This is a genomic window from Acidisoma sp. C75 (genome assembly GCF_054665095.1).
This window is the reverse complement of record NZ_BAAFHD010000014.1, coordinates 1-19575: the sequence shown is the minus strand read 5'-3', so window position 1 is coordinate 19575 and position 19575 is coordinate 1. Positions and strand designations below refer to the sequence as shown.

The window sequence follows — 19575 nt, the reverse complement described above, 5'->3', positions numbered from 1 at the left end:
AGGGTAGAGCCGAGGCTTGCGGACCGTTCTCGTGACCGTGGGTTTGCGAGCCGGGGTTCGGTTCGGGCTGTGAGTCGGCTATTCGTCACGTGATTCAGAGGTGGCCCAAACCGCTCGGCGCGGGTCAAACGAGGGTTTGGAACAGAGGCGAAGCGAGAGGCATTATGGCGATTTACATGAAGTTTCCCGGCTGCAACGGCGACGTGACGGAATCGGGCCACACGAACTGGATCGAGCTGACCGGCTTTCAGTGGGGCGTGGGGCGGGGCATTTCCAGCGATGTCGGCTCCTCCGCCGAGCGTGAATCGACCGCGCCGCAGATTGACGAGGTGACTGTCAACAAGGATAACGACATTTCGACCGGCGCGCTGATGACACAAGCCCTTTCCGGCCACGGCGCCACCGTGCAGATCGACTTCACGCGCACCTATAAGGAACAGCAGGAGGTCTATCTCACGCTTATTCTCACGAATACGATCATCAGCCACTACTCCCATCAGTCGCGCGGGGACCGGCCGAGCGAGACGCTGTCGCTCAATTTTACCAAGGTGCAGTTCACCACGCACCAGATGTCTCCGGACGGCACCCAGGGTAGCCCTGATCATGTGATCTATGACCTGTCCACCGCGCAGACGTCTTGAGGCAGGACGCGCCGCTGGCGGTTCTCGGGTTTGCTGCGCGCCGCGAGCCTCGCGCGATGCCAGGACGTGGCGTGAGTGGTGTCCGGCAGGGGTTCCAAAGCTTTTCTCCGCGGTTGCAGCCGCGCGGCGCTTCCGCACGTTCCCGCAGCCCGGGAAGCAAGCTCAAGGACGATGTCGCCATGGAGCCGCACAAGTTCGATTTCGTGAAAGGGCATGTCAGACCGCGGCGCTTCCGCCTCGGCTATATGCCGGATAAGGCAGCGCAGCAGACCGCCCTGACCGCGGCAGGCCAGGCTGACATCGATATCTATGAGCTTTTGGCGGAGGCGCTGACAGCCGGCATGGCCGCCTCCGGCTACGGGATCGAGCATGCCTACAAGGCGATCAGTTCCATCCCCAAGATCGCGCTGGACGGGCTCAAGGCCGATGACATGACGCGCGTCAACGACGTGCGCAAAACCTCAAGCAAGCGCAACCCGCTTCTGCCGGTGAGCGATCGCCCAAGCCCGATCACCCACGCCTATCTTGTCTCTCGGCGGCTCAAGAAGATCGGCGGCAATGTGCTTCAGGGGGTCAGCAGCGCGATGAGCGCGGCGCCGTTACCAACCGCCGCGAACATACCCGGCACGATCTATCACGCTCACGCCTTGGCGTTGACCGGCATCCACGCCGCCCGGATCGAGTATATCGCGCGGCGCTATGCCCAGGCTTCCTACAGCAACGCGGCATTGGTGCGGGATTGGTGCGCGCTCATCCGTACCACGAAGGCGATCAAGGCGAGCCTGCGCGTCACCCAACTTGCGGGGTCGGTCATCCCGCTCGCCTCGATCCCGACCGCGATCGCCGCAGCGGTGGCTAAAATGGGCATCAAGCTGACGATCACGGGCGCGTGCTACGCGGCGGCGGCGCACCTCCAGTATATCGCCTGGTCTGAGCAGGGTCTGCTACCGTGGGCCCGCCACAGCCAGCCGGCGCGGCGCGGCGAGACGGAAGCGCCTTGGGCGAGCCGCCCGGGCCGCCCGGCCCCGACCGGCCGCTTTCCGCGCGAGACCTTTATCCCTTCGCTTCGCACTATCCCCGAACTCCCACCGCCTGGGGTGGGGATGAGCGGCAGGGCAGGCCAGTTTCTACGCTCGGCCGGGGATGTCGTGGGCTCCGGGGGCGGCGTCGGCAGCGGTCCGGCGACGGAGATTATCTGGGAGCTCTTCACCAAGCGGGGCGCGACGCGGCTTCTCGGGAAGTACGATGTCCAGGCGCTCATCGAGGAGCCTGCCGGCTGGATGGCGATTGCCGATAAATTGCTGCTGATATGACAGTTGCCCTCTTACCCGGCCGGCCGTCCGGGAGGGTGATGAGCCGCTAGAAGGGGCTGACGGCAAAACGGCGCGTCTGTTTCGGTGCCTGTGAGCGCGGTAGCGTCGCGCTGGCCGCGCCGGGGAAACTATGCTTAAGGGCGGTATTCTCTTACCGAGACGTACCCCTTTGCCTCTAGACCCGTACACAATCATCGCCTATACGGCTTGTGTGCTCGCCTTGATGAGCTTGCTTTTCCTCGTTTTCTGGATCAACGGCAGACGATCGCACCATCTTCTTTGGTTTGTTCTCCCCCTTGCCGCAGCGACCATCGGTGCCGGTTTCCTGGCGAGACCATCACTTCTGCCAGGACTGCTTCCGCTTCAACTGGGCGCCTGGCTCATTCTCATCGCCTATGGGCTGACATGGCAGGCTTCGCGCGCGCTCTACAGTCGTTCGCTGGTGTTTGCCTGCGTCCTCGTGCCGTCAACACTGTGGCTGATATTCTCACTCTGGATCTTCGCGCCGTATCGCCTGACCGAGATGAGCGCTCTCATTCGCGGTATAATCATTGCCGCTTTCGAGGCCTTGGCCGCACGGGAGTTTTGGCTGGGGCGTGCTGAGCGACTGCCGGCACGCGCCGCACTCTTTTGGATCTTCACCGCCTACGCCGCCTATGCCGCCGGGAAGGTCTGCCTCACCGCCTATCTGCCGATGCCACTCGGCGGCCGCCCGAGCAAGGCTTGGGCAATCATTGTAGATAATGCGAGCGTTGTCGCCCAGGTCTTGCTGACTGGTGCCTTCGTCATCGCGTTGCTGCAGGAGCGCGTTGCCTCCAAATACTACCGGATGACGCTGGACGACCCTCTGACCGGTGTCGCCAACCGTCGCGCTTTCGAGCAATTTGCCGAGTCCCGGGCATCCTGGGATAGCAGCGGGCGGCTCAGCATCATGGTCCTGGATATCGATCGTTTCAAATCAATTAACGACAGCTTCGGGCACGGGATCGGCGATGAGGTGATCAAGTTACTGGCCAGAAGTGCGACCGATATCATCGGTTCGCGTGGCACCGTCTTTCGTATGGGCGGTGAGGAATTCGCGTGTCTTCTGCCAGGGATCGCTGCTGATGCCGGTTATGCCATTGCGGAGCAAGTGCGCATCGGGTTCAAGGCGCGGGCCGCTGCGGTTGCGGCCTGCGCGGTACGTGGGACGGTCAGCATCGGCGTCGCCGAGTCAAGGCACCAGCAGGAGGCGCTGACCGCCATCCTCCAGCGAGCGGATGAAGCGCTCTACCAAGCCAAGAGGGACGGCCGCGACCGCTCGCGCATAGCGCGTGACCCTTCCCGCCGGCGAGCGGCACTATCGCCTGCCACCGAGCCAAGACGCGAGGCCTAAAGCGCGATAATGGGGCCGAAGCGGGAAATGCCGAGGCCGAGGGCGATGATCGGTCGCCGGAGAAACGGGAGCAAGCCGATCAAGACCACCGTCGCGATAAGATTTCAGCGACTGATCGATCGCATGTAGCGCCACCGCAGTATGTATGAGCGACCGCGCGGCGGGAGAGACACGCGCGGCCGCATGCCGGGCAAGTGTGTTCAAGCAACCGCCTCTGCTTCCGCCACCGCCACAGCCTGGGGTGCCGGCTTCTCGGCGGCGGGCGCGCTCCAATGGCCGCCGGATCGCTTATAGCCTGGCGAGCAGTTCATGGAGACCGCGGCGAACATCTGCCGCCGGTCTTGAACGACGATCCCTTGCGGGATCCATCGCTCCGGCGAACCCGTCTCAGCGATGAAGTGGGTGAAGGCCCGGCTCAGCGCACCGGGGCCGGAGACGAACCACACGGTCTCTCCCGATCCGGCGTTGATGTCGTTCACGACAGACTGTAGCGCACGCTGGATTACGGGATGTCCGGGCATCGCCGCGATGAAGTTGTTGCATACTGTTCCATGATCTTCCTGATAGAGGACAAGCTGGGCATGGGCAGGAATGATCCTTTGCAGAGGCGCCGTGCAGCGATCATCGGCGTCTACATAGACCCCGCCTTCGGCACAAAGCCAGGCGAGCCGGAACAGATCGGCCTTCTGCGCGGCCTCTTTCGCGCGGTGAAAAGCCCAGGAGACCGGTTCAGGAAATCGCTGAGCGATGAAGGCCGCTGCGGATCGCAGGTCGAACCGGTGGTAGCGATATTCGGGATTGATGTTCGGCCAACTCGCCATGAGCCAAGCGACGTCGGGCGGTGGTTCCTGCTTGTCCCAGAATTGGATGATCTGGCGGGGAGTCTGACTGGCAGCTGCGCCCGCCTCTGAATCGGGCAACGCGAATGCGCCGCTCTGGCGCAAAGCCAGTAGGAGCCCAGCGCTGACAGGGGTACTGTTCGGATGGTGGGAAGCGAGCGCGGCGAGCGGCGCGACCCGCTCGGCCGGTGGCAGGGCGCTGAGCCGGCGGAGATGCTCGAGAAGATCCCGATCCGTGCTGTAGTCGTTGATCAGCTCACCATAATGGGTCTGCGATATATTGAGCGTGCGGCCACGCAAGCGAGTGACATGCCCGTGGATCTGCTGGAAGCGGGTCAGTTCGCTCCGCGCGCCGCTCACATCGAGCAGAAGGATTTTCATGCGTGTAAGATCATACCGAGGCCAAGGATCCTGGGGGTTGAGAGCGACAGCCGCCTCATAATGACACTGCGCCTCGTCCGAGCGCCAACGCAGCTCGGCAAAACTTCCCCGCATCCGCGCCACGACGGCTTGTTCCTCAATCGTTGCCGCCGGGATGCGCGCAAGCGATGATAGAGCATCATCGTCAAGGCTGACCAGATTTTCGCACTGGAAAAGCTCGACTGCGAGCCAGAAGGCGTGGGGCAACGCGTTTAGGAAGGTGCGCCCGAGCTGTACGGCCCCGCGATAGTCCCCGAAATGGCGGAGAATCGTTAGCCATTTGAGAGCGATATTGGCATCGGGGCCGAAGTGCTCAGCAAGGGTCGAGACGCTTTCGAGCGCCTCGCTGATATTGCCAAGTGCCCAGAGGGCATCGATCTTTCCCAAATGAAGCCAAAGATTGTCGGGGTGCTGTTCGATAGCCGATTCATAGATCGCGTATGCTTCATCTACGTCATACAGCGTTAGGGCGCGCTCCGCCCGCATGAGTGCGACTTCGACGTTCTGGGGATCAAGGCTGTAAGCCTTGTCGAGCATGGCTTCGCTTTCCGTGAACCGGAGAGCGACCGTCAACTCTCGCGCGATTTCCACCAACAGGGCGGCGTTTCCAGGGTCCAGAGCTGAGGCTCTTTCGAACATGACACGTGCCGCATCACGGTCACCGCGCGCGCGTGCGGTGTAGGCGAGGCCAAGCGGCGCATGAAACGTATCCGGTGCCAGGGTGAGGACTCGCCTGTACGCGGCCTCTGCCGCCTCGAACTCCCCCAAGGAGCGAAGTTCGGCAGCGAGTTCTAGATTGGCCCAGAGATGATCGGGATCCGCGTCACGCGCCGCGGTGAAGTGCAGGAGAGCTTCGCGCGCCGCACCACGCGCCCGGGCGCACTGGCCAAGGCCAAGGCGGCAATAGACATTCTCAGGCGCAAGGTCGAGCAGCTTGGTGAACACCTCTTCAGCCTCAGAAAGTCTTCGTAACTCGCGAAGTTCCGTGCCCAGCTCGATCAAGGCCCAAACATTATCCGGTTCGACCGCCACAGCCGCCGTGAAGTGCGCCACTGCCACTTCGCGCTGCCCTAGCAGGCGGGCAGCTTTGCCAAGCCCCAGATGCCCGAAAGCGCTATCCGACGCCAGCGAGAGCACGGCTTGGTAGAGCTGCTGCGCCTTTGCCACTTCATGCAGGGCAAGAGCATCATCCGCGAGGCGGATGAGTGGCCAAGGATTGTCCGGCAGCGCAAGGGCGGCAGCCTGGAGATAGGCCTGTGCGACCGATCGAGCCCCCTGACGATGTGCCGCTTCGGCCGCTCCCAGATAAGCCTTCAGAGCGGATCCGAAGAGCACGATCGTCCGAGCAAACGCCGCTTCGGCTTCGGCGTATCGGCCTGAGTTGAGCAGTTGCTCTGCGTGACTGATCTCAGTTTGTGGGTCAACGCCATGGGTCATCTCAAAAAGCAAGGCCATGCATGCTCCGCTGCGGCAACCGGTTCGGACTACGGCATGGCTGGCCGAGGATGCGTAGCAGCGGGAGGTTCGCGGACAAAAGCGCGAGACATAGCCGATGACAACCCATCCTCAAGGCAAGGCCAGACGCCTATGGCGGAAAGGCTATGGTCGGGCTAGAGGTTGGTCAAGAAAAAATAAACGCAAAATTAATATGATTGTCAGTGAGATGGCCGCGCCTGTTCTGGTAGGAAGGATCCTCCGCCGGCATCATCAGAAATAGCCGTCGCGCTTTTTCTGCTCGAGCGAGCCGCCACCCTCCCCATCACTGATGCGCCCTTGGCGCTCTGAGGACGATACCCGCAGGGTTTCATCGACAACGGCCGGCAGATCGGCGGCTTCGGATTCGACCGCGCCGGTCACCGGCCAGCAGCCAAGGGTTCGGAAGCGCACGGTTTTGGTCTGGATTTCGTCGCCGGGTTGGAACCGCATGCGGCTCTCCTCATCGACCACGATGAAGGCTCCCCCGCGTTGCACGACCGGTCGGGGCGCGGCGTAATAAAGCGGCGCAAGCTGGATATTGTTGAGCAGCGCATAGACCCAGATATCCGTCTCCGTCCAGTTGGAGAGCGGAAATACGCGCGCGGTTTGGTCCTTGCCCAGGCGGGTGTTGTAGAGCCGCCAGAGTTCCGGCCGCTGCTGGCGCGGATCCCATGAATGGCCAGCGCCACGCACCGACACAATTCGTTCCTTGGCTCGCGACTTTTCCTCATCGCGCCGGGCGCCGCCAAAGATGATGTCGTAGCCGCCAGCGTCGAGCGCGGTCTTGAGGGGCTCTGTCCGCATGACCAGGGTATAGTGATCACCATGGTCAAAAGGATTGATGCCCGCCGCGCGGCCTTTTTCATTCGCGTAGGCGATGAGCTTGAGTCCATGCTTGGCCGCGAAGTCGTCGCGAAACGCGATCAGTGACCTGAACTCCCAGGTCGAGTCGACGTGCAGCAACGGGAACGGCGGTTTGGAAGGGTAGAAGGCTCTCAGCGCCAGGTGTGCCATGACGGTCGAGTCCTTGCCCGCAGAGAACAGCATGACCGGGTTGCGGGCTTCCGCGACCGCCTCGCGCAGGATGTGGATAGATTCCGATTCCAGCTGGGGCAGGTGAGAGCTGGCGAGTTTTACAGCTGAGCTTTCCATTCCAGGTCTCGAATTCCTCAAAGAGGCACCGCTCAGACCGCCATCTTCAGAGGGACCGCCGGGTCCGCCCCCGCGCTCATCGCGGTCCATTGAAGATCTCCCGCGTAGCGCCAGGCCATCCGGCCGGTCTCATCGAGAGCGAAAAGATGCAGCCAGCGATTGTCGAACAGCACGCGAACACCCTCATTCCGCTTGAGGATTTCGGTCATCGCTTCACGCGGCGCTTCGATGCAGACGGACAGGCGAAGCGGCTCGTGGACGTAGCGCTCCCCGTCATGGACCGATTGCCAGGGAAGACCGGCCCGCATCATGCCGCCGTTCCCCTCAACGACGCCGATGCCGCCGGTGACGTTGTGCAGGAGCTTGTTGCCGGCACCGAATACGCCGGGCGCCACGGTGGATCCGTAATACTGCAGGCTGATCCAGCTCGCGACGACAACGGGCGCGGTCAGGATCAACTCCAGAACACCAAAGTCCCTGTCGATCTTCCAGTCATAATCGTGCAGGAAGGCGCGGCCTTCGAGGGTCTTGCCCGCCGTGCGCCGGCGCGGCGCGGCGATGAACGCCTTGCAGCCCGCCAGCGCCCATTCCGGCCGCACCTCGGCCCAGTCGCGGCTGCGCCCCGTGAGACTGCCCTCTCCTGTCGCCCTCGGCAGGCGCAGAGCCCGTTCACCCCTTGAGATGACCCCGGCCGCTTCAAGCCAAACCTTCGCCTGGTGGATATCTGACTGATGGGCGGCGGAGGGATGATCGTCCGGATAGAGCGTCACCGCGTCGGTCGTTGTGTCATGCAACGCGCCGAGGAAAAGGGTATCGGCCGGAATCTCGATCCCCTGCGAAAGCAGGCCAGCGCGCACCTCTGGCTCGTTCAACAGCGCCGCTAGCAGCCGGGCATTGACCTCGCCGGAATAGCCGCCGCAGGCCCCGCAATGGAGGGCGCTGGCATGGGGGTTGTTGACGACGTTTGCGCCGTGTCCAGCGAGCAGAACGAGCTTTGCGAAATTGGTCGTCAACGACATGGCCCGTAGCACCGCCTCAGCTGCCTTGGTCCTCGTTGCAAGATCAAGAGCGGGATCAAGACGGGGCGGGGGATCGTTCGGCGCGCGAGCGGCGTGGAGCCCCAGCGCATCGCTCACGAGCTTGCTGGCATAGACCGGTCCGGTCGCCTCGACGAAGGCAAAGGACGATACGGCCGCGAGCTTGAAGCGACCCCAGGCCCGCTTCGCGCGCGCCTTGAACCGCGCCGACTGGTCCGCCTCGGCGTCTGTTGGACCGCCAGAACGGCTGGCTAGGCGCGGGTTCAGGAGCACCGGCAAACGCAGTTCCTGCACGTCGGATGCGAAGCGGCGATGTGAGACTGCCAGGCCGAAGAAGCCTGCGAAGCCCAGAGTCTGGATATCCGGGTTTACGGATTCCAGCGCCCGACGAAACACCTCGGAGCGGACGTCGATGCAGAAGGCAGCCTGGAGCGCGGGTCGGCCATCCGTCGCCGCCGTCCCCCGCGCCGCAAGCGTTTCGCCCAGCAGCCGTTGCGCGGCGCGTTCCGAGGCCTCCTGCAGAATGGAGTCCACGACATGGTCGGCGGTTGGCGTGACCGGGGTCGCGTGCAAGGCTAGGACAGTCTTCCAGCGGTCGCCGATCTGCTCCCCATAGCGGCCGAACAAAGCCGCCTCCCAGGTCAGCCGGATCGCCAGAAAGTCCGTCAGGGTCGCATCCGCGCCGCCGCCGAGTTCCGCCTGCCAGAGCAGATAGCGCGCGTATTGCGCCCAGCCGCCCAGCGTCAGCAGCATCTGGTGGAAGTAAGTTTCCAGTGCCTCGGCTGGGATCGCGATCCGCTGCACCACGCTGGCAACAGCGTCCGGCGCGGCTTCTGGCGCCTCCGAGACATGCGTCGCAAAGCCAGGAAGGCCGACAATCTCGGGCGTAAGATCATGGGTCGCGACGGCGCGCCAGGCAGCGTAGGCGCCTCTACCGCGAGGCGCGGCCCAAAGTGCCTGGCCCTCGTCGAAATACCCGGCCGCCCAGGCCCCGAAGCGCTCCGCGATCAATCCTGGCCAGTCGATCCCCGAGGCTTCGGCGGCGAGATCGGCGATCGTCGGCAGCGGGCTGGCTGCGGGTTTCGTAACATGTGAAGGGGATTTCAGAGCCGCGAGGTTCGCCGGGCGAAGCGCTACCGGCGCGTTTGCGAGGGCCTCGGACAGATCGGCATCGGTGATGATGCCGCTGGAGATCCGCTCCAAATACCAGCTGCGCGCCATCGTGACCTGGGCGCCTGCCACCCGTTCCAGACGCGCGCCGACCGTGGCCAGGCTTTGATCGGCCTGGCCCAGGAATGGATTGACCGCGACGCTCGACGCCAATGGCCAGACCGGAGGGATCGCCCGGGCGGCGCGATCGGCGGCGGCGTCGGGCTTCAGCGCATCCCGGCGGCTTGAAGTCAGGAAATGGGTCATTGTTTTTCCTCCGAGCTGATCAGGTTGCATTGCGCAGCCGCCAGCCACGCAGCAGCCGGTCAAAGACCGCGTTAGCGTAGAAGCCATTAGAAAGATGCACGCGCAGCACCGCGGCAGCGGGGTGATAGGCCCAGAGCGGGAACATCGCCTGGACGATTGCCACGAGGCCGAAACTGATCACCGCGAGCACAATCAACGCCCACTGAAGAGGACCAGGGGCCGGCGGGGCCGGCAAAACGCCAGAGGTCAACCAGCCAGCGAAGACCTGAAGGGCAAAGTAGCTGCTGGAGGTGATGACGGCGTAGATGATGGTCCGCTGGGTCAAGGCTCTTGGAGCGGCATCCGCAAGGCCCTGCGCCAGTAGGTAGGCGACGCCGAAGATCAAAATGGCGCCCAGCGCGATGGCCTGCGGCGACTTGTGCTGGAAACCGAAGCCGAACCCGACAACGGCGTAGATCGCCAGCGCCAGGAGAAAGGCGCGTCCGACCGCGCTGGCCTTGGGAATGGCCACCGGACCGGGCCTGCGATTGGCGGCGATGAGATCCACCGCGCCGCCGGAGGCCAGGAAGGAATGGGCCTTGTAGAGCGAATGGGCGACGATATGCAGCAAGGCCAGCGGGAAGAGCCCGAGCCCGCACTCCACGATCATGAAACCCATCTGAGCAACCGTCGACCAGGCGAGCGACGTCTTCACCGCAGGCTGCGTCAGCATCACCAACCCGCCGAAGAGTGCGGTGAATCCCCCAATCATGACGAGGACTGCCAGAACGCCAGGGGCCTGCAACATCAGATCGGCAAAGCGGATCAGCAGAAAGCCGCCTGCATTGATGACGCCCGCGTGGAGCAGCGCGGAGACTGGCGTCGGGGTTTCCATCACCTCGGTCAGCCAGCCGTGCATCGGAAACTGCGCGGACTTCAGGAGTGCGGCGGCGGCCAGGAAGCCCGCCGCGGCGATCGCCAGGCCGCCGCCGCTTCCGGCGCGGGCGGCGCTCAGGATCGCTGCGATGTCGGTCGTGCCATAGGCGAGCGTCAGGAGTCCCGCTGCGGAGATCAGCGCTAGGTCGCCGAGGCGGGCGGTGACGACTTTCTTCGCCGCCGCGCGCCGCGCCGCGATCCGGTCCGGATAGAACAGCAGAAGCCGATGCAGAAAGAGGCTCGTCGCGACCCAGGCCAGAATGAGCTGGACGAGGTTGCCCGACAGCACCAGGAGAAGCACCGAGGCCAGCGTCATGCAGAGCCAGCCGGTGAACGCACCCTGCCGCGCCTCTCCGTCGAGATATGTCGCGGTGTACCGCACCACAACCCATCCGATGAACGAGACCAAGAGGAACATCACGACGCTGACGGCGTCGAGCCGAATCGACAGGCCGACACCTTGCAGCCCAATCAGCCGGCTGTCCGCTGGCCCGTGCAGAATGAGCAATCCCGCTGAGAGCGCCGCCACCACTGTGGCGACAAGCGCAGAGGCTTCAGCCAGCCGAGGAAGGATGCGAGGTCTGCGGCCAGGGTTCACGAAACCAACAGAGGCGCTCATCAAAAGCGCCAAGGGGGCGGCAAATGGCAGGAGATCGATTGGCAAAGGTTTTTCCCTTCAACGCACCACGCGTGTCCGTGAAAGAGGTAGCCGAGGCGACAATCGGATAAAATTTCATTGTTTTCGCCATATCGTTCTGTTTTATAGAACGATATGGCGAACCTGAACTTCAATCATCTCCGCTATTTCTGGGCGGTCGCGCATGAGGGGAGCCTCACGCGAGCGGCCGAGCGGCTGAATCTGTCGCAGTCGGCGTTATCGGTGCAGATCCAGAAACTTGAACAGCAGATGGGGCACCCGCTGTTCGAACGGGTCGGCAAGCGGCTCGTCCTGACCGAGGCAGGTCAAATCTCGCTGGATTATGCGGACACCGTTTTTCGGGCCGGCGATGAGCTGATGAGTACCCTCGAAGGCCGGCCTCTGGCCAGTCGTCAGGTCCTGAGGGTCGGCGCACTCACGACGCTGTCGCGCAACTTCCAGCTTGAGTTCCTCCGCCCCTTGGTCGGCCGCGCGGATGTGGAACTGATCGTGCGTTCCGGCACGACACGAGACCTGCTCGCCCGGCTCGAAGCGCATGCCATCGACGTCGTTCTTTCCAATAGCGCCGCCCAACGAGACGCCCGCGCGCCCTTTCGCAATCACCTGCTCAACCAGCAGCCCGTCAGCCTGGTCGGCCGGCCTCGGCTCGACAAGCCTCCATTCCGCTTTCCGGAGGATCTTCGCAGCGAGCCAATCCTGCTCCCGAGCCTCGACAGCGACATTCGGGTCGGCTTCGACCGGCTGCTGGATCTGGCGGGCATCCGGCCCATCATCCTGGCCGAAGTTGACGACATGGCGATGCTTCGCCTGCTGGCGCGCGAGCGTGAAGGCGTGACCCTGGTCCCACCGATCGTCGTGCGCGACGAACTGAAGTCCGGGGTGCTGGTCGAGCACTGCCGGATCCCGCAGCTCACGGAAAGCTTCTACGCCATCATTCGGAACCGCCGTTTCCCCAACCAGCTTCTTGACGACCTGCTGACCAGATATGCGCAGCCGGCGGCATCTCTTTCTGGCCTATGTGCCCGCGCCGCTGACGCCGAACCCGCCGCTCGAACCCGGGCGATTGATGCAGGTCCATGAGCGCGCCATAGCCGCGGTCGGGCGCCACCCGATAATGCGGGGCGCAAAGGCCTCGATGACGAAGGCGAGGTAAACGAAGCCCTGCCACCAGGCGACATCGGCGAAAGCGGAAACCCACACCCGCCTTCAGGTCTAGGAGCTTGATGAGCGCTTCCGTCGCTAGGTCGATGCGATGTCACGGTCAGCCACAGGCCTGGCCGGATTGAGCGGAGGACATTGCCGCGGCCTCGCCAAGCCATTGTTCGAGCGCCGGGAGGATGCGCGCGCCGGGCTGGAATCCGTGGGTGACGAGCGCATACTGATCGTCGTCACCTTCGCCCGCGATCAAGGTGGGAAATCCCCGGATGCCGGCCGACTGCGCGATCGCGAAGTCGCCGCGCGTTTCTTCCACGGCCGCTTCGCTGTCGAACTCGCTGCGGAAGGCGGTTTCGTCCACGCCAAACTCTGCGGCAAGGGCCGCCAAGGTGGCGGTGTCGGTCACGTCGCGGTTTTCGGCATAGAAGGCGCGGTGGATGCGGCGCAGGGCGGCGAGACCGGTGTCCATGCCGCGGCGGCGGAGCACCACAACGGCGCGGCTCGGCGGTTCGGTGTCGTAGACGAAGCGGTCGCGGTCGAAGAAGGCGAAGTCGAACGGCTGACCCGAGGCCGTGTGGACCTGTTCCCAGTGGTGACGGACGTCGGCGCGATCGTGCGCGGTCATCGCCTGCTCGGTCCAGGGGCGCAGCCCGCCCATGACCAGGCGGATCGGCAGCGCGGCGCCGAAGCGCTTCTCGATGGCCTGGATCACAGGCGTGAAGCCCCAGCACCAGGAGCACATGGGATCGGCGAAATAGACGAGGTGGGGCTGGCGCATGATCGGTCTCCTGTCGAGGCGATGGATCAGGGTTGATTTAGATTGGTCGTTCTATTATTTATGACATGCGCGCTATCCCTGAGCAAGGTCAATGTCCCGCACTCGAGCCCTTTCCGACGATACCGTCCTTGAACGCGCCGTCGGTGTGTTCTGGCAGAACGGTTATGCCGGAACATCGCTGCGCGACCTGACGCAGGCGACGGGCCTGAGTTCGGCGGCGCTGTATCATCGTTTCAACGACAAGAACGGCCTGTTCGTCGAAGCGCTGCGCCGCTACGCGGACGAGGGATTGGTGGAGCGTCTGGCTCGTCTTTCTGCCTCTGCCGATCCACTTCGCGCCATCTGCGACTTCCTCGATGAGCTGATCGCGATGTCGCTGGCGGATCCGCATCATCGCGGCTGTCTTCTGGTCAATACTGCGCTTGACGGGGCGGCGATGTCGGACGCGGCGCGCGCGCTCGTTCGTGCACGCCTCGGCGAGGTGGAGCGCTTTTTTGCCGAGCGGCTGGAGCAGGCGGTCGCGAGCGGTGACCTCGATCCGAAAGCTGATATCGCCGCGAATGCGACCGCGCTGCTTGGCACGGTGTTCGCCATCCGCGTGATGGCCCGCCTCGACCCTGACCCCAAGCGGCTGCGTGCGCTGGCGGACCGCGCCATCGCGAGCCTCCCCCGGCCGTCGCGCACCAGAAGAAGAGGACTCGGCCGATGATCGACCTGCACTACTGGACGACACCCAATGGGCACAAGGTGACGATCCTCCTCGAGGAGACGGGCCTGCCGTATCGCGTCATTCCGGTGAACATCAGCGCGGGCGACCAGTTCAAGCCGGAGTTCCTGGCGATCGCCCCGAACAATCGTATCCCGGCGATTGTCGATACCGCGCCGGCTGACGGCGGCGCCCCGGTCAGCGTCTTCGAGTCCGGCGCCATCCTGCAATATCTGGCCGAGAAGACAGGGAAGTTCCTCTCCGCCGACATGCGCGGCCGCACCGAGGTCATGCAGTGGCTGTTCTGGCAGATCGGCGGCCTCGGCCCGATGGCCGGCCAGAACCATCATTTCGTCCAATACGCACCGGAGAATCTGCCTTACGCAATCAAGCGATATGTCAACGAAACGAACCGACTCTACGGCGTGCTGAACAAGCGGCTCACCGATCGGGAGTTCGTCGCCGGCGCGTATTCCATCGCCGATATGGCAAGCTATCCCTGGATCGTGCCGCACAAGCGTCAACAGCAGAATCTCGACGACTTCCCGCATCTGAAGCGGTGGTTCGAGACGATGAAAGCCCGCCCCGCCGTTCAGCGCTCCTATGCGCTGGCAGAGAAGATCAACACCGCACCCACGGTGAGCGACCAATCCCGCGCGCTGCTGTTCGGCCAGACGGCCGCCAATCCGACGGGAGAAAACGCATGAGCGCCGAGCTGCGTCTTTTTGATCTGGCCGGCGCCGCGCCAGCCTACGCCGACCATGCTGTCTTCCGCGCCTTCCAGTGGGCGCGCATCACCAGCCCCGGCTTGCTGACGGCATCCGATGATCCGGTTTCCGCCTGGGTCGAGCGGATGCTCGACTCCTATGACGGCCTCGCCCGATCGGCGAAGCGGATGGCCAGCGCCTAGCCACCTCCCTACCGAGATTTCAGGAGAACGCCCGATGGACACGACCAGCAAGCTTCATCCCGGCCAGCCCTTCGCCCCCATCACCTTCAAGCAGCTTGATGGCGGTGACGTCACCTTCGGCGCCGTCGGCGGATGGCAGGCACTGTTCGTGATCCGCGGCCAGCATTGCCCGATCTGCAAATCCTATCTCGCGGAGATCGAGCAGCGGCGCGAGGCGCTCGCGGCTCTCGGCATCTCGGTCGCGGCCGTCTCCGCCGACAGCGAAGCGCAGACCCGCATCACTGCCGAGGCGGCGAAGGTGAACTTCCCACTCCTCTACGGCATGGACGAGACGACCATGCACCGGCTCGGCCTCTACGTGTCCGAACCGCGCTCGGCGGAGGAGACCGACCATCGCTTCCCCGAGCCGGCGCTCTTCGTCGTCAATCCCGAGGGCGTTCTGCATCTCGTGGACATCGCCAACGCGCCGTTCCTGCGGCCCGATCTCGACCGCATTGTGCGTGGGTTCGGCCTCATCATCGAGAAGGCCTACCCGATCCGGGGCACTGTGAAATGAGCCCGCTCGCCGACGTCCGCGCCTGCGTCTTCGACGCCTATGGCACCATCTTCGACTTCGCCTCCGCCGCCGCGCGCTGCGCGGAGATCCCCGAGGACAAGCGTGCCGCCCTGACCAATCTGTGGCGCGACAAGCAGCTGCAATACACGTGGCTGCGCTCGCTGCAGGGACGCTACGCGGATTTCTGGCAGGTGACGGGGGAGGCGCTGGACTTCACGCTCGACAGCCTCGGTATCGCGACGCCCGCCCTGCAGGCTCGGCTGATGGACCTTTACCTCACTTTATCGGCCTTCCCCGAGGTTCCTGACACGCTGCGCCGGCTGAAGGAGGCGGGCTTCGTCACCGCCATCCTCTCCAACGGCTCGCCCGCGATGCTGGATGCGGCGGTGCGCGGCGCCGGCCTGCAGAACCTGCTCGACGCGGTGCTCTCGGCCGATGCCGTGCAGGTCTTCAAGACCCATCCCCGCGTCTACGACTACGCCCTGCAGCAGCTCGGGGTGCGCGCGGAGCAGGTTTCGTTCCAGTCCTCCAATGCCTGGGACGCCTATGCCGCCTCCGCTTACGGGATGCGCGTGGTCTGGTGCAACCGCTACGGCCAGCGGCGCGAGCGGCTGCCGGGCGCGCCGGATCACGAGGTGAAAAGCCTGGCCGAGCTGCCGGCACTGCTGGCTCGGCCGGCCTGACCACGCCAGGCGAGAATCGCACCATGCTCGCGGAGATCGGCCCGCCGACGCGCCCGCTGCGATTGCGACTCAGGTCTGGCGCGCTTCGGCAACGGCTTGCGTATCGATATACTGGCGGAAGCGCGTGATCTTGCCGTCCTTGATAGTCCAGACGTGGGCATAGCGGGCATCTGCCTTCTTGCCCGTCGAGCCATGGACGCCAATGAAATCACCGAGCGATACGACGGTCTCGCCGTCGGTGATGAATTCCGTCGGGACGAGGGCGAAGCTCGACCACTCCGCCATCAGCGGCTTGAACAGGCCCTCGGCCACGCGCTCGGGTCCGCGACCGTCGATCTGGTAGTGCCACATCGTGATCCACTCGATGTCGGGCGCCATCAGGCCCAATGCGCCGGGAGCGTCGCCGGAGGCGAGCTTGTCGTAGAAGCTGCGAATGATATCGGTGGGCGCCTTCATTGCTGATCTCCGTCGGGGGTGGCTGCGGGGCGGGTGACCGCCCTGGCGTGGGCGGAGAAATCCGGGCGCCGGCGACGCCCGGACTGCGGCATCAGCCGATGTGCTTGGCGAGAAACTCGCGCATCGCCGCACCGATCTCGCGGGCGTGGGTCTCCAGTGCGAAGTGGCCGCTCTCGACGAAGCGGATGTCGGCTGACGGCACATCCCGCTTGAACGCCTCGGCGCCGGCCGGAATGAAGAACGGGTCGTTCCTGCCCCACACGGCCAGGACCGGGGGCTGATGACGGCGCAGATAGGCCTGGATCGTGTTGTAGAGCGCGACGTTCGACTGGTAATCGAGCAGAAGGTCGAGCTGGATCTCGTCGTTGCCCGGCCGCGCCAGATAGAAGTCGTCCAGATTGCGGCCGTCGGGCGACACTAGGTCGGCGTCGGCGACGCCGTGCGTGTACTGGAACAGCGTCGTCTGCGGCGCCAGGAAGCCGCGAAGCGCGTCGCGATTGGCCTGCGTCGGCTCCCTCCAGTAGGCCTGGACCGGCGCGAAGGCCTCCGAGACGCCCTCAAGATAGGTGTTGCCGTTCTGGGTGACGATGGCGCTGATCCGCTCGGGATGCTTCACCGCGATGCGGAAGCCGACCGGCGCGCCATAATCGAAGACATAGACAGCAAACTTGGCGAGGCCGAGGACTTCGGTGAAGCGACCGACCACCTTCGCGATGTTGTCGAAGGTGTAGGCGAACTGGTCTCGCCGCGGCTGCTCGGTCATGCCGAAGCCCGGAAGGTCGGGCGCCACGACATGGTAGCGGTCGGCTAGTTCCGGGATCAGGTCCCGGAACATGTGGCTGGCGCTCGGGAAGCCGTGCAGCAAAAGGACGACGGGGCGCGCGGGATCGCCGGCCTCGCGGTAAAAGACGTTGAGGCCATCGACATCGGCGGCTTTGAAACGGACGGACATGGCAGGTCTCCTTGGTTGACAGCGCGAGGAAGGGTGCGCTGATGCGCACGAGCGCGCCTTCGTTGGTGCGTTCGGGCCGTGACGTGATCAGGCGGCCTTGCGGGCCGCTATTCGCGGGAAGTCGATATCGGTCCGCAGGGCTTCGTTGAGCATGTTGGTGAATAGATTGATCGCGACGCTGGCGATGATCTCGACGATCTGCGCGTCGGAGTAGCCGGCTCGCTTCATCGTCTCGACGTCGGTCTCGCCGAGCTGCCCCCGTTCGCGGGCCAACCTGGCGGCGAAGTGGACAGCGGCATCCGCCTTGATGTCGTTCGACGCGCCGCTTCGGTTGGCCGTGATCTCCGCGTCATCAAGCATCGCGGCCTTGCGGACGCGGTGGGTCTGCGCCGACAGACAGTAATCGGAGCCGTTCGCCTCTGCGACCGCCAGTGCGATGCGCTCGCGGGTGAGCCGGTCGAGGCTGCCTTTGTCGAGTGCATTATAAAATCCGAGAACGGCCTCCAGAGCCGCAGGGCTGTGCGCAATGATCAGGTACATGTTTGGCACAGTGCCGAACTGGCTCTTCACACTGCCCAGGAGCGTCTGCGCTTCGGCTGGTATCTGGTTGACGGCCGGGATGGGAACTCGCGACATGACACTCCTCCGTCGGGTGAGCCGCGCTCGGCTGCTGCATCGACAGATATATCCTTCCGGAAAACGGCAGAATCCCCTAGTGTTGGAAGCCAGACTTCCGCAATATGAGAGGTAGGATGGATCGGTTTGAGGCGATGCGCACGCTGATAGCCGCGGTCGACGGCGGCAGCCTGTCTGCCGCGTCGCGAACCTTGGCAGTACCGCTACCGACGGTGAGTCGCCGGGTGTCCGATCTTGAAGCGCAGTTGGGAGCGCAATTGGTAGTCCGCACCAGCCGCAAGCTGCTGCTGACCGAGGCTGGAACGGCTTTTGTCGCCTCAGCGCGCCGGGTGCTGGAAGAGCTGGCCGAGGCGGAGCGGGCGGTGTCGGGCGAATATCGCGCGCCGCGGGGAGAATTGGTCGTAACTGCACCGATCATGTTCGGCACGATGAACGTCGCGCCGATCGTCCACGAGTTTCTCGCAGCCTATCCGGACGTTACGGTAAGGCTTGTCCTATCCGATTGGGTGATCAATCTGGTCGAATCCCACGTCGATGTTGCGGTCAGGATCGGGCACTTACCCGACAGTGCCTTGGTCGTACGCCGTGTCGGCGAGATCCAATGGGTCGTGTGCGCGAGCCCGGATTATCTCCATCGGCAGGGCGAGCCGCGCACGCCTGCGGACCTTGCGGATCATGAATGTGTCGCGTTCGAGGAGTTCCAGCGCCACCGCGAATGGCCCTTTGCCGCCACTAACGGGGTGCGGCACTTCCCCATCAAAGCTCGCTTTTCGGTCAACACGGCGGAGGGCGTCATCGGCGGTGCTGTCGCCGGTCTTGGAATTGCGCGAGTGATGTCGTATCAGGCGGCCGCGAGCGTCAGAGATGGAAACCTCATTCCCATTCTATCCGATTGGGCGCCGCCGCCGATCCCAGTCCAGTTCATACACGCATCGCACCAGCAACAGCCGCTGAAGCTTCGGGCATTTCTCGACTTCGTCTTACCACGGCTCCAGGAGCGCCTGCGCCGAATCGCGGCGCAATTCGGGCCAAGTCGCTTCCCATTGTCGGATAGCGACCGCCTGTAGCCCGTCGGCGGAGATCGATTGCCAATTTCGCAGACGGCATCGGCATGTGGGCAGCACGGCAAATTCGGCTGACTCTCTTCCAAGAGCATAGATCCTGCTGAGAGCGCCCGAAAGGGACGATGCTCAAAGCAAAAAGCGGCCCCGAAGGACCGCTCTAAATCGCTGATTTCCCTGGAGTGAGCGTTCTGAGACATAGGTGACAGGTTGTTCCGGACACATGGGTGACACCTTCTTGGCTGGCGAGCCCGCCCAGGAGGTGTCGATGCCGTGGAAAGAGTGTTCGGTTATGGACGAGCGCCTGCGTTTGATTGCCCGGCTCCTTGAAGGGGAGAGCATGAGCGATCTTTACCGGGAAGCCGGCATCTCGCGCAAAACGGGTTACAAGATCCTCGGCCGCTACAAGGAAGAGGGTGTCACGGCGCTCTCGGACCGGT

At 64.0% G+C, this 19575-nt stretch carries 19 protein-coding genes; 11 read left to right on the top strand and 8 right to left on the bottom strand.

The annotated features are described in order from the left end of the window. The first annotated feature begins 164 nt into the window (after positions 1 to 164). The 3 genes from ACYQ7X_RS16475 to ACYQ7X_RS16465 all read left to right on the top strand — a co-directional run bounded on the left by ACYQ7X_RS16475 (position 165) and on the right by ACYQ7X_RS16465 (position 3329). Positions 165 to 641, top strand: a complete 477-nt coding sequence (locus ACYQ7X_RS16475) for an Hcp family type VI secretion system effector (RefSeq protein WP_459698165.1) — start codon at positions 165 to 167, stop codon at positions 639 to 641. 179 nt (positions 642 to 820) lie between these two features. Further along, a complete protein-coding gene (locus ACYQ7X_RS16470; protein WP_459698164.1) occupies positions 821 to 1954 on the top strand; it encodes a hypothetical protein in 1134 nt (377 codons plus the stop codon). Between the two features lie 223 nt (positions 1955 to 2177). Next, positions 2178 to 3329 carry a GGDEF domain-containing protein gene (locus ACYQ7X_RS16465; RefSeq protein WP_459698163.1) on the top strand — a complete coding sequence of 384 codons (1152 nt, stop codon included), beginning with the start codon at positions 2178 to 2180 and terminating at the stop codon, positions 3327 to 3329. A 200-nt stretch (positions 3330 to 3529) separates the two neighbouring features. On the opposite strand, the gene ACYQ7X_RS16460 is transcribed toward ACYQ7X_RS16465, so the two are convergent. The 4 genes from ACYQ7X_RS16460 to ACYQ7X_RS16445 form a co-directional block, all read right to left on the bottom strand. Continuing rightward, positions 3530 to 6043 (bottom strand): tetratricopeptide repeat protein, encoded by a 2514-nt coding sequence (locus ACYQ7X_RS16460; RefSeq protein WP_459698162.1) that lies wholly within the window; start codon positions 6041 to 6043, stop codon positions 3530 to 3532. Positions 6044 to 6295: 252 nt separating this feature from the next. Beyond that, positions 6296 to 7306 (bottom strand): sulfate adenylyltransferase subunit CysD, encoded by a 1011-nt coding sequence (cysD, locus tag ACYQ7X_RS16455; RefSeq protein WP_459698161.1) that lies wholly within the window; start codon positions 7304 to 7306, stop codon positions 6296 to 6298. Beyond that, positions 7249 to 9669 carry a YbcC family protein gene (locus ACYQ7X_RS16450; protein ID WP_459698160.1) on the bottom strand — a complete coding sequence of 807 codons (2421 nt, stop codon included), beginning with the start codon at positions 9667 to 9669 and terminating at the stop codon, positions 7249 to 7251. The genes cysD and ACYQ7X_RS16450 overlap by 58 nt, the downstream gene beginning before the upstream one ends. A gap of 19 nt (positions 9670 to 9688) precedes the next feature. Next, positions 9689 to 11248: a proton-conducting transporter transmembrane domain-containing protein gene (locus ACYQ7X_RS16445; RefSeq protein WP_459698159.1), complete on the bottom strand. Its 1560-nt coding sequence runs from the start codon at positions 11246 to 11248 to the stop codon at positions 9689 to 9691. 108 nt (positions 11249 to 11356) lie between these two features. Here ACYQ7X_RS16445 and ACYQ7X_RS16440 point away from each other — a divergent pair, with 108 nt between their 5' ends. After that, positions 11357 to 12322, top strand: coding sequence for a LysR family transcriptional regulator (locus ACYQ7X_RS16440; RefSeq protein WP_459698158.1), 966 nt, complete (start codon positions 11357 to 11359; stop codon positions 12320 to 12322). Positions 12323 to 12503: 181 nt separating this feature from the next. Here the strand turns inward: ACYQ7X_RS16440 and ACYQ7X_RS16435 are convergent, their stop codons facing one another. Then, positions 12504 to 13175: a DsbA family protein gene (locus ACYQ7X_RS16435; RefSeq protein WP_459698157.1), complete on the bottom strand. Its 672-nt coding sequence runs from the start codon at positions 13173 to 13175 to the stop codon at positions 12504 to 12506. 91 nt (positions 13176 to 13266) lie between these two features. Here ACYQ7X_RS16435 and ACYQ7X_RS16430 point away from each other — a divergent pair, with 91 nt between their 5' ends. The 5 genes from ACYQ7X_RS16430 to ACYQ7X_RS16410 are packed head-to-tail and all read left to right on the top strand — an operon-like array spanning position 13267 to position 16030. After that, complete coding sequence (locus ACYQ7X_RS16430; RefSeq protein ID WP_459698156.1) at positions 13267 to 13884, top strand: TetR/AcrR family transcriptional regulator; 618 nt, start codon at positions 13267 to 13269, stop codon at positions 13882 to 13884. Continuing rightward, positions 13881 to 14588: a glutathione S-transferase N-terminal domain-containing protein gene (locus tag ACYQ7X_RS16425; RefSeq protein ID WP_459698155.1), complete on the top strand. Its 708-nt coding sequence runs from the start codon at positions 13881 to 13883 to the stop codon at positions 14586 to 14588. Before ACYQ7X_RS16430 ends, ACYQ7X_RS16425 begins: the two co-directional genes overlap by 4 nt. After that, on the top strand, positions 14585 to 14791 hold the full coding sequence (locus ACYQ7X_RS16420; RefSeq protein ID WP_459698154.1) for a glutathione S-transferase family protein: 207 nt from the start codon (positions 14585 to 14587) through the stop codon (positions 14789 to 14791). The genes ACYQ7X_RS16425 and ACYQ7X_RS16420 overlap by 4 nt, the downstream gene beginning before the upstream one ends. Before the next feature lie 34 nt (positions 14792 to 14825). Beyond that, positions 14826 to 15347 (top strand): redoxin domain-containing protein, encoded by a 522-nt coding sequence (locus ACYQ7X_RS16415; protein ID WP_459698153.1) that lies wholly within the window; start codon positions 14826 to 14828, stop codon positions 15345 to 15347. Next, positions 15344 to 16030, top strand: coding sequence for a haloacid dehalogenase type II (locus ACYQ7X_RS16410; RefSeq protein ID WP_459698152.1), 687 nt, complete (start codon positions 15344 to 15346; stop codon positions 16028 to 16030). Before ACYQ7X_RS16415 ends, ACYQ7X_RS16410 begins: the two co-directional genes overlap by 4 nt. Positions 16031 to 16099: 69 nt before the next feature. Here ACYQ7X_RS16410 and ACYQ7X_RS16405 read toward each other — a convergent pair whose 3' ends face one another. The 3 genes from ACYQ7X_RS16405 to ACYQ7X_RS16395 all read right to left on the bottom strand — a co-directional run bounded on the left by ACYQ7X_RS16405 (position 16100) and on the right by ACYQ7X_RS16395 (position 18074). Beyond that, positions 16100 to 16486 carry a nuclear transport factor 2 family protein gene (locus tag ACYQ7X_RS16405; RefSeq protein WP_459698151.1) on the bottom strand — a complete coding sequence of 129 codons (387 nt, stop codon included), beginning with the start codon at positions 16484 to 16486 and terminating at the stop codon, positions 16100 to 16102. Between the two features lie 91 nt (positions 16487 to 16577). After that, positions 16578 to 17438 (bottom strand): alpha/beta fold hydrolase, encoded by an 861-nt coding sequence (locus ACYQ7X_RS16400; protein ID WP_459698150.1) that lies wholly within the window; start codon positions 17436 to 17438, stop codon positions 16578 to 16580. An 87-nt stretch (positions 17439 to 17525) separates the two neighbouring features. Continuing rightward, entirely contained in the window at positions 17526 to 18074 is a 549-nt protein-coding gene (locus ACYQ7X_RS16395; RefSeq protein WP_459698149.1) for a carboxymuconolactone decarboxylase family protein, read from the bottom strand. A 116-nt stretch (positions 18075 to 18190) separates the two neighbouring features. Between ACYQ7X_RS16395 and ACYQ7X_RS16390 the strand changes: the two genes are divergently transcribed. Further along, positions 18191 to 19141: a LysR substrate-binding domain-containing protein gene (locus ACYQ7X_RS16390; protein WP_459698148.1), complete on the top strand. Its 951-nt coding sequence runs from the start codon at positions 18191 to 18193 to the stop codon at positions 19139 to 19141. A gap of 217 nt (positions 19142 to 19358) precedes the next feature. Then, the coding region (locus tag ACYQ7X_RS16385; RefSeq protein WP_459698147.1) for a helix-turn-helix domain-containing protein at positions 19359 to 19575 on the top strand (217 nt) is incomplete at its 3' end.